The organism is Nitrosococcus wardiae (genome assembly GCF_004421105.1).
Taxonomy (GTDB): Bacteria; Pseudomonadota; Gammaproteobacteria; order Nitrosococcales; family Nitrosococcaceae; genus Nitrosococcus; species Nitrosococcus wardiae.
In genome coordinates this window covers 629,052-644,877 of the sequence record NZ_CP038033.1, presented here as the reverse complement: position 1 = coordinate 644,877, position 15,826 = coordinate 629,052, and the positions used below count along the sequence as shown (strand labels likewise).

At 49.3% G+C, this 15,826-nt stretch carries 15 protein-coding genes, 1 tRNA gene and 1 other RNA gene; 6 read left to right on the top strand and 11 right to left on the bottom strand.

The genetic code is table 11. The features are described from left to right. Window positions 1-1,575 (top strand): glutamine-hydrolyzing GMP synthase, encoded by a 1,575-nt coding sequence (gene guaA, locus E3U44_RS03155; RefSeq protein WP_134356627.1) that lies wholly within the window; start codon window positions 1-3, stop codon window positions 1,573-1,575. A gap of 30 nt (window positions 1,576-1,605) precedes the next feature. Then, the gene (gene tadA / locus E3U44_RS03150; protein WP_134356626.1) at window positions 1,606-2,055 is read left to right on the top strand and encodes a tRNA adenosine(34) deaminase TadA; all 450 of its coding nucleotides are present in this window, start codon (window positions 1,606-1,608) and stop codon (window positions 2,053-2,055) included. A 119-nt stretch (window positions 2,056-2,174) separates the two neighbouring features. Here tadA and E3U44_RS03145 read toward each other — a convergent pair whose 3' ends face one another. After that, a complete protein-coding gene (locus E3U44_RS03145) occupies window positions 2,175-2,792 on the bottom strand; it encodes a Uma2 family endonuclease (RefSeq protein WP_240761705.1) in 618 nt (205 codons plus the stop codon). A 413-nt stretch (window positions 2,793-3,205) separates the two neighbouring features. Here E3U44_RS03145 and E3U44_RS03140 point away from each other — a divergent pair, with 413 nt between their 5' ends. Continuing rightward, entirely contained in the window at window positions 3,206-4,591 is a 1,386-nt protein-coding gene (locus tag E3U44_RS03140; protein WP_134356625.1) for a porin, read from the top strand. A 260-nt stretch (window positions 4,592-4,851) separates the two neighbouring features. Here the strand turns inward: E3U44_RS03140 and E3U44_RS03135 are convergent, their stop codons facing one another. Next, window positions 4,852-5,385, bottom strand: a complete 534-nt coding sequence (locus E3U44_RS03135; protein WP_134356624.1) for a zinc ribbon-containing protein — start codon at window positions 5,383-5,385, stop codon at window positions 4,852-4,854. 134 nt (window positions 5,386-5,519) lie between these two features. Between E3U44_RS03135 and E3U44_RS03130 the strand changes: the two genes are divergently transcribed. Further along, window positions 5,520-6,005, top strand: coding sequence for a disulfide bond formation protein B (locus E3U44_RS03130; protein WP_134356623.1), 486 nt, complete (start codon window positions 5,520-5,522; stop codon window positions 6,003-6,005). 150 nt (window positions 6,006-6,155) lie between these two features. On the opposite strand, the gene infA is transcribed toward E3U44_RS03130, so the two are convergent. The 9 genes from infA to E3U44_RS03085 all read right to left on the bottom strand — a co-directional run bounded on the left by infA (window position 6,156) and on the right by E3U44_RS03085 (window position 13,219). Continuing rightward, window positions 6,156-6,374: a translation initiation factor IF-1 gene (gene infA, locus E3U44_RS03125; protein WP_134356622.1), complete on the bottom strand. Its 219-nt coding sequence runs from the start codon at window positions 6,372-6,374 to the stop codon at window positions 6,156-6,158. A gap of 51 nt (window positions 6,375-6,425) precedes the next feature. Then, window positions 6,426-7,142 carry an arginyltransferase gene (locus tag E3U44_RS03120; protein ID WP_134356621.1) on the bottom strand — a complete coding sequence of 239 codons (717 nt, stop codon included), beginning with the start codon at window positions 7,140-7,142 and terminating at the stop codon, window positions 6,426-6,428. Between the two features lie 2 nt (window positions 7,143-7,144). Further along, on the bottom strand, window positions 7,145-7,858 hold the full coding sequence (gene aat, locus E3U44_RS03115; protein ID WP_134356620.1) for a leucyl/phenylalanyl-tRNA--protein transferase: 714 nt from the start codon (window positions 7,856-7,858) through the stop codon (window positions 7,145-7,147). A 174-nt stretch (window positions 7,859-8,032) separates the two neighbouring features. Then, a complete protein-coding gene (locus E3U44_RS03110) occupies window positions 8,033-9,256 on the bottom strand; it encodes an EAL and HDOD domain-containing protein (protein WP_134356619.1) in 1,224 nt (407 codons plus the stop codon). Window positions 9,257-9,374: 118 nt separating this feature from the next. Continuing rightward, window positions 9,375-9,974 carry a recombination mediator RecR gene (recR, locus tag E3U44_RS03105; protein WP_134356618.1) on the bottom strand — a complete coding sequence of 200 codons (600 nt, stop codon included), beginning with the start codon at window positions 9,972-9,974 and terminating at the stop codon, window positions 9,375-9,377. A 43-nt stretch (window positions 9,975-10,017) separates the two neighbouring features. Then, window positions 10,018-10,341, bottom strand: coding sequence for a YbaB/EbfC family nucleoid-associated protein (locus E3U44_RS03100; RefSeq protein WP_206054946.1), 324 nt, complete (start codon window positions 10,339-10,341; stop codon window positions 10,018-10,020). Between the two features lie 52 nt (window positions 10,342-10,393). Then, window positions 10,394-11,989 carry a DNA polymerase III subunit gamma/tau gene (dnaX, locus tag E3U44_RS03095; RefSeq protein ID WP_134356616.1) on the bottom strand — a complete coding sequence of 532 codons (1,596 nt, stop codon included), beginning with the start codon at window positions 11,987-11,989 and terminating at the stop codon, window positions 10,394-10,396. A 124-nt stretch (window positions 11,990-12,113) separates the two neighbouring features. Beyond that, an RNA gene (ffs, locus tag E3U44_RS03090) (signal recognition particle sRNA small type) lies at window positions 12,114-12,210 on the bottom strand. A 918-nt stretch (window positions 12,211-13,128) separates the two neighbouring features. After that, window positions 13,129-13,219 (bottom strand) — tRNA-Ser (locus E3U44_RS03085). 268 nt (window positions 13,220-13,487) lie between these two features. Between E3U44_RS03085 and rho the strand changes: the two genes are divergently transcribed. Together rho and miaA are read left to right on the top strand one after the other, a co-directional pair. Continuing rightward, window positions 13,488-14,744: a transcription termination factor Rho gene (gene rho, locus E3U44_RS03080; protein WP_134356615.1), complete on the top strand. Its 1,257-nt coding sequence runs from the start codon at window positions 13,488-13,490 to the stop codon at window positions 14,742-14,744. Window positions 14,745-14,812: 68 nt separating this feature from the next. Further along, window positions 14,813-15,760: a tRNA (adenosine(37)-N6)-dimethylallyltransferase MiaA gene (miaA, locus tag E3U44_RS03075; RefSeq protein WP_134356614.1), complete on the top strand. Its 948-nt coding sequence runs from the start codon at window positions 14,813-14,815 to the stop codon at window positions 15,758-15,760. Window positions 15,761-15,826: the final 66 nt, after the last annotated feature.

Genomic DNA, 15,826 nt, shown 5'->3' with positions numbered 1-15,826 from the left:
ATGAGTGATCTTTACAGCCACCGTATCCTGATCCTTGATTTTGGTTCCCAATATACCCAGCTGATTGCCCGCCGCGTCCGGGAGGTGGGGGTCTATTGCGAGATCCATCCTTACGACCTAGATGAGAAGGCTCTGCAGTCCTTTGCTCCTCGGGGGATTATCCTTTCCGGAGGACCGTCATCTACCGTGGGGGAAACCGCTCCCCGGGTCTCTCCGTTGGTGTTTAAGCTGGGAGTGCCATTACTGGGAATTTGCTATGGCATGCAGGCGATGGCGGCTCAATTGGGGGGCAAGGTGGAGGTTTCCAGCCACCGGGAGTATGGTTATGCTCAGGTCGGTGTCCATGGCCATTCCCAGTTACTTCAGAACATAGAGGACCATACTACCGCTGAGGGTGAGGCCCTGTTGGATGTCTGGATGAGCCATGGCGATCGGGTGATTAGCCTGCCCGAGGGGTTTGAGCGGATTGCTTCGACGGATTATGCTCCTCTGGCAGCGATGGCGGATGAGGCACGGCGCTTCTATGGTCTCCAGTTTCACCCGGAGGTGACCCATACCCGCCAGGGGGCTCGCATTCTGGAACGCTTTGTTCATGGGATTTGCGGCTGTGAAGCCTTATGGAAACCCGGCCATATTATCGCTGAGAGCATTGAAAAAATAAGGGCTAAAGTAGGTACTGATACGGTGCTGCTAGGGCTCTCCGGTGGAGTTGATTCTTCTGTTGCTGCGGCTTTGTTGCACAAGGCTATTGGTAACCAACTCATTTGCGTATTCGTGGACAATGGCCTGCTGCGACGGGGAGAGGCGGATCAGGTCATGGCCACTTTTGCCCGTCATCTGGGGATCAAGGTCATCCGCATCGATGCCGAATCCCGGTTTTTGGAAGCCTTGGCCGGGGTGGTTGATCCAGAGGCCAAACGGAAAATCATTGGGCGAGTATTTATCGAGGTCTTTGAGGAGGCGGCGGCCAAGTTGCCTAATGTCCAGTGGCTCGCTCAGGGCACGATCTATCCTGATGTGATTGAATCGGCAGGGGGTAAAACGGGAAAGGCGCAGGTCATCAAGTCCCACCACAATGTGGGGGGGTTGCCCGAGGAACTCAATTTGAAGCTCCTTGAACCCCTACGGGAGTTATTCAAGGATGAGGTGCGTCATCTGGGCACTGAACTAGGCTTGCCTTTTGATCTTGTTTATCGACACCCTTTTCCAGGGCCAGGGCTTGGGGTGCGGATTTTAGGGGAAGTTAAAAAGGAATATGCGGATCTGCTCCGCCTGGCGGATGCTATTTTCATTGAAGAATTACACGCCCATGATTGGTACGATAAGGTGAGTCAGGCCTTTGCCGTATTCTTGCCGGTAAAATCCGTTGGCGTAATGGGGGATGGGCGGTGCTATGATTTTGTGGTTGCGTTGCGGGCGGTGGAGAGCGTGGACTTTATGACTGCCCGCTGGGCCCATTTGCCCTATGATTTTCTGGATCATGTTTCCCGCCGCATTATTAATGAAGTCTCGGGTATTTCCCGGGTCACCTATGATATTTCCGGAAAGCCGCCCGCCACTATCGAGTGGGAGTAATCAAGACTTATCGCGGAAATACTCTTTCCCATGAACGGGGACATAGAATGGATGCACTATGCCTTGGCCTTGGCGCGGCATGCTGAAGAAAGGGGAGAGGTCCCGGTAGGGGCAGTGTTGGTGCAGGAAGGGGAAATGGTTGCCGAGGGTTGGAATTGCCCTATTATCGCCAAGGATCCTACCGCCCATGCTGAGATCCAGGCCATTCGCGCGGCTAGCCAGCAGCTTGGCAATTACCGTTTAGTGGGGACGACCCTTTATGTCACTTTGGAGCCCTGCGCCATGTGTGCTGGTGCCATCATCCAAGCTAGAATTCAGCGGGTGGTTTTCGGGGCCTTTGATCCTAAAGGGGGGGCAGCAGGGAGCGTGTTGAGCATTCTTCCCGGAGACCTTCTCAACCATCAGGTCCAATGCCAAGGAGGTGTTCTAGCAGAACCCTGTGGGGAAATCCTGTCTGCCTTTTTCCGTGCCCGGCGGTGATTTCATACTCATCCCAGAAATTAACATTCTCTTTATAGGCCTCTCCGTGCTTTTGATGGCCAATGTAGCGTGCGTTGATCTCATAGGGATTGAGGGAGTACAGCTATAAGCCTCTTTCTTTAGGGAGAAGTGGCTGACAGGTCTTCATAGACCACTGCCAAGGGCAATGCCCTGTTCAAAGATTCCAATAGTATAGTTTCACCCGCCTCATAGGCTTCTAGCCACCATTCATCTTCATCGCGGCGCCGATAGAGTTCCACCTTTGGTTGCTCTTGGGAAACTAATAGGTATTCCTTAAGACTGGGTAATTGCTGGTAGGCCAGCGGTTTCTCCCGCCGGTCGATGGCCTCTGTCGCTGGGGATAGGACTTCGGCAATGAGGCAGGGCTGCGTTAAATAATAAGGTTCCTTATCGTCAGGGGCGCAACTGACCACCACATCGGGATAATAGAACGAGTCCGCGCTCCCAATACGGACCTTCATCTCTGAGATGAAAGCCCTGCAGGGACCTCCTCGTAGGTGGCTGCGAAGGGCAAAATGGATGTTCCCGGCGATAAGATTGTGCCTTTGGCTTGCTCCTACCATGGCAAAGACTCGTCCAGCAATATACTCGTGGCGGACGTGACTACCTAATTCACTTGCTAAATATTCTTCAGGACTTAAGAAGCGTATCCTAGCCTGGGATGTCATCACATCGTACCTGTGTAGGTGGTAAGCCAACTTAATAAAATTTAGCATGCCCTTGCTTCTTCTCCAATGATGGACATAAATTTCTGTTGCAGAAATAATACAGAAAAGGCATTAAGGTAGCCTCCCATAAAAAAAGCTATCGTTCCCATGGAAAGTTACAAGGTATTGAAAATTCAAAAAATAAAATTAAATGTAACGGGATGTTGATCAAACGTTCCCTATGGTATAAAACTTAAAGAAGATTCTTTGAGTATTGAAACAACATCTTGAGATAAAGAAAATTTAAAGATCAAGATGACCCTGTCGATAGGTAAGGGCAGTGACGAGGGGTAGGGTTCGATAACACTGTTGTAAAAAAGTATTGCAATCACTTTTAAAGTGGCTAGAATGCCACAAGCGCTTCAGACCGCAGGGTTTAGGGTCATGATGATAATCAGCTTCTACTGAAGAAGGGGGTATTTATGAAAAACTTTAAGAAAACCAAGCTCGCTGTGGCTGCTGCTGCCGCCATGGGGCTCTCGCTGCCTGCAGGGGCTGTCGTTGTGGTGGGCGGGGAGAATGGTTGGGAAGTCAGCTTTGACGGTAATATCAACCAGTTCTATGTCTATAGCGACACAGAAGAACTGCCTATGGGAGTGATTGGTGGCAACATTTCCGGCAATACCTTTATAGATGAGAACGGTCAGCTTGTCAGAACAGGCGTGGAATCTAGCCGTTTCCGCACCGGCCTCATGCCGGCCTTATTTAGCTTCAATGTGAAGGCGCCCACCTGGAATGGTTTAGATATGGGGGCCCGGGTTAGCTTTGCGGGTCAGACCAACAATGCCAATACCAAGAACAGTGATCTCGGTATTGAAAATGGTATCGGTCATCAGGGTATCGGCAAAGTAAGAAGTGATTCTACAGATGATTTAGGCTCCAATATTGAGTTCCGGGAAGCCTTCTTTACCGTAGATGGGGCCTTTGGTCAGGTCCTTCTAGGGCGGACTTTGTCCCTGTTCATGGGCAAAAATATCCTTACTGACCAGACCCTATTTGGTGTGGGTGCCACCGGCGACGTCCACGGAGGCGGGTTTACCCTGGGACGGATTGGTTATGGCTACCTCTATCCAAACTTTAACTCCCAGATTCGTTGGAGCAGCCCTGACATGATGGGCTTCAAGGTAGCTTTGGCGGGGGTGGATCCTTCCCAAATCTGCGGTGAAGGTAGCGTTATTAATCCAGTGACGGGCAATCTAATTCCTGTTGCTAGCGGCGTGAACTGCGCCACCGAGACCGATACTCCCCGCGCCGAAGGTGAAATCAGCTATGCTGGCACCTTCAATAATGGCAGCTACCAGGTTTGGGGCGCGGGAATGTGGCAGGATGCGGAGTTCCAAAATGGTACCGAGGTGGAGGCCTGGGGTTGGACCGCAGGCACGCAAATCCAGTTTATGGGCTTTGAGGTTACGGGTTCCTACTACGATGGTGAGGGCTTGGGGACCTCCTTCCTCCTGGATGCAGATTCTCTAGATGCGACCGGGGAGAAGCGTGACAACAGGGGCTGGCTGGTCCAGGGGGGCTACACCATCATGGACCGCACCAAAGTGGCAGCAAGCTATGGCCGCTCAGAAGCGGATGAGACCAATAATGATGAACTTTGCCGCCTTCGTCCTAATGATATAAATTGTGCAGGTGCTGGCGGGGCGCGAATTGATAAACAGGAATCCTATGTGGTGGGTATCTATCATGATGTTAATGCCAACCTGAAGTTGGTGGCCGAATACTCCCGTGTGGAAAATGAATGGCATGATGGTCAGGAGCAGGATGCCGACGTAGTGGGTGTTGGCGGTTATTTCTTCTGGTAAGCAAATTATTCCAACAATTTGAGGGGGGCGCTGCGGCGCCCCTTTTTTAATTCATGACAAGTTGGTGGATGTGTAGAGTATGGCGGTGCGCACCATGGAAAGGTGAATTGCTGGATTTGTTGCAGGCCATCCCTGGCCCGTACCCTGTGGGCGTGCTGCATACGGTCCGGTTCATTCCTGGCGAATCGGTCGCTACGCTCAACCCGCCTTGTCCAAAAAGGGATTTTCCAATAGCTTTTCAATTCAGCATGGGGTAAAAATTACATGCTCTCGCTCTGCTGGTTTCGTTTTAAACGCTTGAAGAGGGTATGGTGACATTTGGGGCAGGAGGGTAGGCGGCTTGGCTTATGAAAATGGAGGCGTTCGCCGCAACTTAAGCAGGCAAAGGTCCCGATACCCACGATCTCGCCCGTGTAGTAATCCTGAGCATGGCGGGCCTGCTCCGCCCAGAGGGCCAGTTCGAGCTGGGTTTTATCAGCGACTTGGGAAAAAGTATCTAGCAGTTGTTCTTCAATGAGTTCAAGATCCAGCATGAGCCAGTCGCCGAGGGCTTTGCCAGTGTCGCTCAAATATTTTGCCGCGTCTTCTAAATCACGGCGTAGATAATCGCCTAGCTGATCGGCTTCTTCCTGGCTCAATTCACCCAGTTCAACGGCTTTTTGTTTGGCGGCTTCAATGCCTTTAGGAACCTCAGGTTTAGTCTTGCTTTCTTCCTCGCCTAATATGGAACGCACACGGCTTATCATTTTATGATAGGCGCGAGTAAGTTTATCTTCTTTATCCTGTGTATTCATCTCAGTCTTCCTATTTCTCTAATTACATTGTAGTTTGGCTCAAGAGTCGAGGAGGAGTAAAGTGTTATAGTATTCCCTTTATAGGAGGGATAAGTATCTCGGCAAAAATTATAAAAAATTAAGGAGTGGGTCTTATGGGGCTTTCCGTCCGATGGACGTTCTTTTTAAGTTTTTTGCTCTGTGCCTTAATGTTGGCGATAGCAGGTTATTTTCAATTTGTTAAGAGTTTGGAGCCTTGTCCTCTTTGTATCTTATCCCGCGTAGTGGTACTTGCTATGGGGGGAGTGTTTTTAATGGCCGCAGTTCATAACCCTAAAGGTTGGGGGTTGAAGGTATACGCCTGGTTAGGGTTTGTCATTACTCTAATTGGGATAGGCCTGTCTGGGCGCCATGTTTGGTTACAGAATCTTCCCCCTGATCAGATCCCTGCCTGTGGTCCTGGCCTAAGTTTCATTTTAGATAATTTTCCCTTAACCGAGGCTTTGGAGTTGGTGCTTAGGGGTTCTGGTGAATGCGCTGAAGTCCAATGGAATTTTTTGGGGTTGACTATACCCGGATGGACTTTAGTGGCCTTTTTATTTTTAGGGGGAATCAGTCTATGGCAGATGCGGCGAGCCTAGCCATAGGAAAAGCGGCAAGCCAATTGAGGGGCGGCGGGGCCGCAATAATTGACGGCTGACCTTGGCTTCTGAAGTATAGGTTAGTTACTTAAGGCATTATGTAAGTTTATAGTAGATAGTAGAGGCGAGGGGGAAGCGGGGAGGGTGACATCAACGGGAACGATAAACGATACGACCTTTGCTAAGGTCATAAGGAGTGAGTTGGACAGTGACTCTATCCCCCCTAAGAATACGAATATAATGTTTGCGCATTCTGCCAGAAATATGGGCAGTAATGATATGGCCGTTTTCCAGTTCTACTCGGAACATGGTGTTGGGTAGAGTATCGACCACTGTTCCTTCCATTTCAATGCTCTCTTCTTTTGCCATGCAGTTTCCAATGACCTCCTGGAATGGGTGAGAATAGATGACTAAATTTTATCATGTTTCTTCAAAAATGCTCCACTTTTTGTCTTGATAGACCTCTAAGGGGCGAAAAGTAGATTTGTATTGCATTTTTTGGCAAGCCTTAATCCAATAGCCCAAGTAGACATAAGGTAAATTGAGCTCTTTTGCTTCATTGATCTCCCACAAGATGATATAAACACCCAAGCTGCGTCTTTTAAGGATAGGATCGAAGAAACTATAGACGGCCGAGATCCCATCAGTGAGGGCATCTATTACTGCGACAGCAAGCAGTTGATCTTTGGCATCACGAAATTCAATTAAGGAGGTTTCATCCCAGTCACTCGCGATAAAACTGAGATAATCTTCAGGCGTTGAGTTATCCATACCCCCCTTGACGTGGCGCACCTTAAGGTAGCGATAAAAAAGATCAAAATGCTCTGCACGAAATTCCACTGGGCGGTAAATAGCACTTAAATCCTGGTTGATTTTCCAAGCGCGTTGTTGGCTACGATTGGGTTGGAATTGAGCTACGGGAATCCGTACGGGTAAGCAAGCAGAACAATGGGAGCAGTGGGGCCGATACACGAGGCGACCGCTGCGGCGGAAGCCAAGGCGGGCCAGAGTACTATAATGGGCTATATCCATGGCGACCTCGGGATCAACGAAGAGGTTGGTTGCTGTTTGGCCGGGTAGGTAGCCGCAAGAATGGGGAGAGGAGAGGTAAAAATCCAGGCTCAAATAGGAGGTCATAGCTATCCATTAAGATCCGGGCCGAGGTGCCATGGCCCTTTAATCGAGGGGGTATTGCAGAACTGTTGTAGCCAGTGGAGAAATTCGTCCCGGGGGATGGTTTGAGCTCCAAGGCGTTGCAGGTGCTCAGATTGGATTTGACAATCAAGGAGAGGAAACCCCCACTGTTGCAGTTGACGGCAGAGATAGACCAGCGCCACTTTAGAGGCATCTGGACGCTGACTAAACATGGACTCGCCAAAAAAAATACGGCCTATGCTCACTCCATATAGTCCTCCGATTAACTTATCCTCTTCCCAAGCTTCTACTGAGTGAGCTATCCCTATTCGGTGGAGGCGGAAATAGGCACTTTCCATCTCGGCGGTGATCCAGGTCCCCTCCTCGTCCCGGCGAGGGCTGGCGCAAGCTTGAATGACCCCTGGAAAATCCTGATCTAGCGTGACCCGATAAGTTCCTCTGCGCAGCCGTTTGCGCAAACTTCGAGAAATATGCAGCTGTTCGGGAAATAGGACCAGGCGTGGGTCTGGCGACCACCAGAGTATGGGTTGTCCTTGATTGTACCAGGGAAAGATGCCCTTTCTGTAGGCAGTGATAAGCCGCTCAGGCGACAGATCGCCGCCCACAGCTAATAGCCCGTTGGGTTCGCTCAGTGCCAATCTAGGATCGGGAAAAACGCTGGCTGATACGTTAGAATCTATGTAATAAAGCTCGCCCATGGGAGGACTAAGTACCTATGAATAAAATATGGGGTGTTTTAGAAGCGAGCCGGTGGTGTGGAGACTTCCCTGTCCTCTGGCTCCACACCACCGGCTCGCTTCAGGAATACTCCAAAACTTTCACTGAGATACTTAACTTGAATACCATACCCTAAATTTTATCATCAGGGCCGGCTAAAAGCGTTTTAATTCCTCTTCAATTTCTGTTGCCCAAACCAGGGCTTCAAGATAGGCTTCTTTCACTGTCGTTAGTGGCAGCGGCCCATAGCGAAGTTGATCCCAATCACCTTGTTCGTAGGCGAGAGTCATATTCAGAATTTGGCCTGCCAATCCCTTGTGCTCTAAAATGGCTTCCTTAGCTTCGTCGGCAAGGGGAAGAGATTTAAGCAATTGGTTTAAAGGGGTGTTAAGCAGTACGTCTAGGGCAGAGAATAATCCGACCGAAAAAAAAATTTCGTTGGGGGCTTTCGCGAGGCTTTTTCCCAGTAATTCGCACATGCGGGCGCGGAGAAAAGCAGTGGTGCGAATTTCATTCGGTTTATCATCAAGCCCAGAGAGGGCTAACAGGCTGGCCCATGTTTTAATCCGCTGTATCCCCAAAATAATAATAGCTTCCCGGGAACTTGCTAGCCGGCGCCGAAGGCCGAAGAAGGCGGAGTTAACCAAACGGAGCAACTTATAACTTAAGGTGGCATCCTGGCGTATGAGTGCATCTAACTCATCCACTATCGCTTCTGGATTCTGTAATTTTACTAATAAGCGCAGGGTCAGTTGGCGCGAGGGGGAAACCCGTTGTTGAGAGTAGCTGTTGAGATGGGTGCTGAAACTTCCTTGAATAAGATCAAACCCTAATGATTTACATAGTTCGAATTCAAGGGGCTTATTAACGTTCTTAGCGACTAATTTGCTCCGTTGTTGTTGGAGTAGGCTGACTTGATGTTCTAGCTTATCCGTATCTAGTAGATTGAAATCTAAGACAATAAATTGGGCAACTTGGGCTAGGGGATGAGGTTGGGGGGGCAAGTAATCTAAAAGAGCAAGCCGGTAACCTTGTTTACTAAGCCCTTCCAGAGCCCGTAAATTGGCCTCATCAAAGGGGACACGAGAGGGGGCTTCAAGTACTAATTGATTTTTGGGAAATTGGATCAGGGTTTGTTGTTTCATCCCCGCGGGTTTCAGGTCTACAAAGGTTTGGTGCCGCCCGACCATGGTTTGGAGTCCTCGCCCCGCTAAGGCAGTGATTAAACCCCGGTGATTTTCCTCAGCGCATCCTTGGGCTTGAGGGTAATAGCTTAATTCATAGGCATAAAACTCTAGGTGTTGATTATAGATTGGCTGCCGCAAGAGGACACCAGGGTAAGCCTTAAGCCGATCAACGGTAGTTTGCGGGTCAAGCATAATTTACTTCGCAACGATCCGAATCCTTCCAGAATAGCCTATCAATTTAGTATTTCACAATGATGGTCAAGACTATTATCGGGTAGATATCGTAGAACTTGAAGCAGTTTAAACCTGTTTATAAATGGTGCCGGCCCTGGAAGGCATGGGATAGAGTGCCGCTGTCAACAAATTCAAGTTCGCCGCCCAGAGGAACCCCATGGGCAATACGGCTTACGGTGATACCGCGGCTTCGTGCCAGTTCGCTGACGTAATGGGCTGTTGCTTCACCTTCTACAGTGAGATTAGTCGCCAAGATAACTTCGCGAATCTGATCTGTGTCCAAGCGTTTAGCTAATAAGTCCATCCCTAAGGCCTCCGGACCAATTCCATCCAGGGGAGAGAGGCGGCCCATTAAGACAAAGTACACGCCGAGATAGGCCGTAGCTTGCTCAATGGCTTGAACATCGCTGGGCATCTCTACAACACAGAGTTGGCTGCGATCCCGTTTGGGATCAGTACAGAGGGGACACAGATCAGTTTCGCTTAAGATGCGGCAGGCTTGGCAGTGAGTGATTTTGCCAAGAGCTTCCAATAATGCCTGAGCTAGGCGTTGACCCCCTTCCCGGTCGGATTCCAGCAAGTGAAAGGCCATGCGTTGTGCAGATTTGGGGCCAACGCCAGGAAGGCAGCGCAGGGCTTCAAGGAGGCGCCCTAGTGAAGGACCGAATAAATTCACGAGGATAGAGAGGTTACGTTTAGGGAATAATATTCACTAATGTTTAGAATGGCATCTTAAAGCCAGGGGGGAGCATGCCGGAAGTCATACTCGCCATTTTTTCCTTTGACTGGGTTTCTATCTGGCGGACCGCATCGTTAATTGCTGCGGCGACTAGGTCTTCCACCATTTCTTTATCTTCCTGCCATAGCTCGTTGTTGATGGTAATACGTCGGCAGTCATAACGGCCAGTCATAACTACGCTTACCACACCACCCCCTGCTTGGCCGGTGATTTCCATATTAGCCAGTTCCTCTTGGGCTTTTTCCATATTTGACTGGAGTTGCTGAGCTTGTTTCATTAAATTGCCAAGTCCACCTTTCATTATCTTAAACTCCTTAATAGGGTTTGGATTTGTCTCGGGTTTTTAGAACAGGGCATTATTCCTGTTCGGGCTTCGTGAGGGGACGAACACTGTCTAGCGGCAGTTGGGCATTGAAGGTTTCACGAAGTGCCTTAATATTGGCATCGTTTTCAATAGACTCTACCGCAGCCTGTTGCCACGCTGTATGTTCCTTTTTGCGTCTGGTTGCCACCGTATCAATGTCGGTTTTTGCATCTGCAATCCGGATAACCAATTGAGTCGGTTTATCATAATACGCTTCTAGAGCTTGCCGTAGACGTTCCTCTACACGCTTGTTGTGAAGATTGGCCATATTCGGTGCTAGTTGCAGATATAAGGTATCTTCCTCATGCCGTTCTAAGGCACAGTTTTCCGCCAGTTGTTGTGTAACAGCAGTTAATTTTAGCTGGGTGACCAGTTTTGGCCAATGATCGGTGTCTGAAGGGGAAGGAGTGCGGGGTTTTGACACTGGGGGTGGAGTAGGCGGAACCGATCTTGTTTTTTCTTGTTTGGGATCATCATCAGCAAAGGTTTGGTGGAGGGAATCACCGTTGACTGGATGAAAGCACAACATACGTAATAGGACCATCTCAAAAGCCGCGCGCGGATCGGGCGCATAGGCGAGGTCGCGGTTGCCAATAAGTCCAATTTGGTAAAATAACTGAACATCCTCAGGCGTCATCCGTGTAGCGAGACTGTGGAAGGCTTCACGTTCATCAATATCGTCGACTGTATCTGGGGCAAATTGGTAGAGAGCAAGCCGTTGTAGTAAATGCAGCAAGTCTGCCAGTATCAAGGGGATATCGACTGAGTAGTCGCAGATTTCCCTTACTTTTCCAATTAATTCTTGTCCATTGCCACCGAGAAGGGCATCGAGTAGTACTAGTAAGTCTCGCTGTTCAATGCTCCCTAGCATGATACGCACGTCGGCCGTCATCACTTGCCCCCCGCCATAGCTGATAGCCTGGTCTAGAAGGCTAAGGGCATCACGCATGCTGCCTTCAGCAGCCCGGGCAATCAAAGTCAATGCTTGGAATTCTGAGGGAACCTGTTCTTCAGTGAGGATCTGATCCAAGTGGCTCGCTATGGTCTCGGGAGTGATACGCCGCAAATTAAACTGGAGGCAGCGGGAAAGCACAGTTACGGGTAATTTTTTAGGATTTGTTGTGGCTAGCAGAAATTTAATGTGAGGGGGCGGCTCTTCCAGAGTTTTGAGCAAAGCGTTGAAACTTGAAGTGGAGAACATGTGTACTTCATCGATAAGATAAACTTTATAGCGGCCGCGGCTTGGCGCATAGTGGACATTCTCCAGCAATTCGCGGGTATCATCTACCCCTGTGCGAGAGGCGGCATCTACCTCGATGAGATCCACAAAATTCCCGGCATCAATTGCTCGACAGTTCTGGCAATGACCGCAGGGTGTTGATCCTACTCCCTCCTCACAATTAAGAGATTTGGCAAGAATACGGGCCAGGGTTGTTTTGCCTACACCCCGGGTCCCCGTAAATAAAAAGGCATGATGTAAGCGGTCATTATCTAGGCTATTGATTAAAGCCCGGACGACGTGTTCTTGGCCTACCAGCTGGGTGAAATTACGAGGTCGCCATTTTCGTGCGAGAACTTGATAGCTCATGGATTCAATAACCCGCTCTTTGCTCAGCGGCGGCGATATATCGATGTATCATATTTTATATCTTGCCGTCGACTAATTTGCATCGAGGGGATAGATAAGGGATGGATTTGGCAATGGCGGCAGCTCGTACCAGCCACACCCCGGCACACGAATCCGTTGCTACCGCTGCTCCCTTCCAGGCCTGACGGGGTTCACAACATATCGTTGCGAGGGGACCGGCGCGAGCCACCATTGTGGATCACTACAATTTTATAAGATTTTTGGAGTTTTATCATGGCTAACTTCGATTTTGCCCATTCAAAATCTTGTCAGTCCGACAATTCGCATTCTTTAGCAGTTCCTTGGCAACGGTGTTACCATGGCCTTTACCGCTCCACGCGCTTAAACTTCGGACCCTCCCGGCCCTAGGCTTCCACTAAAAGCATGAAAATTGTACCGCGAATAGGGTGCTAAGAACAAGAATAAACGACTCTTCCACTCGAGGTGCCGGTCTGTGTACGGCATAGGGTGTGCCAACAGGCCGTTTTACCTAGGAAGACAGCCCATGTCGTTGTTTCCTTGTAAAGGTGTAATTAAGTTGCTATGATAGGATATTAAGGATGTTAAAACATTTCATGTTGCCCTCAAGGTTGTGAAAAGCTCTCAAGTCGCAGGGCTTATTGTATTGACAGCCACGTTAGCTTATGGGGAGTCGAGGCCGGTATTATTAAGCTCGGCTGATATCTTTGATAGCGCTTGGATCCAAAAGTAACCCTTAAAGAAACCGCTTTTCTCTGTTCATTTCCCATGCTTTCATATTTTATGAAGAATCCTGAAATTATGATCTATGAGCTGGATAGAGAGAGATGGATCAGCTTTAATGTGGGCGGAAGATAGCCAAATTTAAGTATTCAAAGATTAAGGCGAATCAAAGCCGTAGGGAATAAGAAACCCAATACTCGCCGTTCTGATTGCCAAGCTAGGCCGGCTTAATTATGGGGAGCGCGGAGAAGAGGATTTCTCAGCCCTTTTCTTGTTAAAACCATCTACTGCTGTCCAGTGTTTTTATCCGCACTTCGGTGGTTGGCTATGGGGATCTAGATCCTCTTAATTTTCAAGAACAAAGGCCGAGTTTTAGGTCTCTGGGCCTTGATTTGATTTGGCGGAGAGGGAGGGATTCGAACCCTCGATACGCGGCTAGCGTATACACACTTTCCAGGCGTGCGCCTTCAACCGCTCGGCCACCTCTCCAAAGTTGGAAGCTCTAAAGATTAACCTAGAATGCCCGAAGGGGCAATTTATAATAGCACAGCATTTGGATAAATTTTCATTGTAATTGGATTCCTGTAGGGCTAGACGGGAGGGATTTTTGGTGGTAATTTCGCAACTTAGCTAAACACCACCGTCTAAGATCCAGTTCCTTCAAGTTCCTCCGTTTGTGAATTATGCCCGGGTAACTAGGGTGTCTTTGCATTAACCATTCAATATATATTGCCTCATAACAACTAGACGGACTTTCATGAATCTGACTGAACTCAAGACGAAGAGTGCTTCTGAACTCTTAGATATTGCCCAGTCCATGGGGCTGGAGGGTATGTCTCGTCTGCGCCGGCAAGACCTTATCTTCGCACTGCTCAAAGCACATGCAAAGAATGGCGAGGATATCTACGGCAGCGGGGTACTGGAATTGCTCCAGGATGGATTTGGTTTTCTCCGTTCGGCGAGCGCTTCTTATCTTGCTGGGCCTGATGATATCTATGTCTCGCCCAGCCAAATAAGGCGTTTTGGTCTCCGGACGGGAGATACTATTGAAGGCAAGATCCGACCTCCCAAAGAAGGAGAGCGCTATTTTGCCTTGCTTAAGGTTAACAACATCAATTTTGAGCCGCCAGAGCAATCTCGGAACAAGGTACTATTCGAGAATTTGACCCCTTTGTTTGCTAACGAACGCTTGGTTTTGGAGCGAGGCAATGGAAGCACGGAGGATCTTACTCCCCGGGTCATAGATCTGGTTGCACCAATTGGCAAGGGGCAGCGAGGGCTTATTGTTTCTTCCCCCAAATCGGGCAAGACTGTGATGCTCCAGAATATCGCCCAATCTATTACTGCTAACCATCCGGAGTGTTATCTCATTGTCCTGCTGATTGATGAGCGGCCTGAAGAGGTCACGGAGATGGCTCGCTCCGTGCGGGGTGAGGTGGTCTCCAGTACTTTCGATGAGCCTGCAAGCCGTCATGTTCAGGTAGCGGAGATGGTGATCGAAAAAGCCAAACGGCTGGTGGAGCATAAGCGGGATGTGGTGATTTTATTGGATTCCATTACTCGTTTGGCCCGCGCTTATAATACGGTGATACCTTCATCGGGCAAAGTGCTTACAGGCGGTGTTGATGCGAATGCGTTACAGCGGCCAAAACGTTTCTTCGGCGCGGCTCGTAATCTAGAAGAGGGTGGCAGCTTGACTATTATTGCCACCGCCCTTATCGATACAGGCTCGCGCATGGATGATGTCATTTATGAAGAATTCAAGGGTACCGGTAATATGGAGATCCACCTGGAGCGAAAACTTGCTGAAAAGCGCATCTATCCAGCCATTAATATCAACCGCTCTGGTACGCGCCGTGAAGAACTCCTCACCAACCCAGAAAATCTTCAAAAAACATGGATTTTACATAAGCTGCTGGCCCCCATGGAAGAGGCTGAAGCTATGGAGTTTCTGCTTAATAGGCTAAAAGAGACCAAGACTAATACTGAGTTTTTTGACTCTATGAAGCGATAGGTCCGTTCTGTTTCGCTTTTGTTGTCGGAGTGGGTCTCTAGTTCTCATCTTAGCTTACTGGCTATTTTATGTTTATTCGGCCACCTGCACTACTTCTTATGGGGCCGACTGCTTCAGGTAAAACTGAGCTTGCCTTAGCGCTTGCTGAGCGTTTGCCCTGTGAAATTATTAGTGTCGATTCGGCCCAAGTGTATCGTGGTATGGATATTGGCACTGCCAAACCCAACCTAATGGTACGGCGTTGTTATCCCCATCATTTGATTGATATTCTCGATCCAGCGGAAGCTTATTCGGCAGGTCGCTTTCGTGCTGATGCTCTGCCCTTGATGCAGGCGATTAGCCAACGGGGTCGCATTCCCCTCCTAGTTGGAGGAACGATGTTGTATTTTCATGCTCTCAGATATGGAATTTCTCCTCTTCCTCCGGCTGATCCGGAGGTTCGGGCTGCCATAGACAGGGAGGCAATGGTGAAAGGCTGGGGGGCTTTGCATCGCCGCTTGGCTGAGATAGATCCTATAGCCGCGCGGCGTATCCATTGCCATGATCCTCAGCGTATCCAACGCGCTTTGGAGGTTTTCCAGTTGACGGGTAGGCCTTTGAGTGAGTTAATCGCTGATACCCAAGAGGCTGAATTCCCCTATCGAACAATTAAGCTTATTTTAGCTCCTAGGGAACGGGCGTCCCTTCATACCCGTATTGAGCAACGCTTCTATGCCATGCTAGAAGCAGGATTTTTGGAGGAAGTTAAAGGCTTATTTAAACGTCCAGACCTGCGTATAGAGCTTTCTTCCATCCGCGCGGTAGGGTATCGTCAGGCCTGGCTTTATTTACAGGGGCGGCTTTCTTTCCCTGCCATGGTTGAACAGGCTATTACCGCGACTCGGCAAATGGCTAAGCGGCAGTTGACCTGGTTGCGGCGGGAAGAGGAGGCTATTCATATTGACCCTGATGGAAAAGACTACATGGAGAAGGCATGGCAGCAGCTAAAGGCGGCTCTCGCCCAAGCTTCAATCTAACCACGTTTTGAATTTGTCGCTCCTAGTCGCGAGCGTGTGCTAGACTTTAGTCCGGGCCAGTGGATA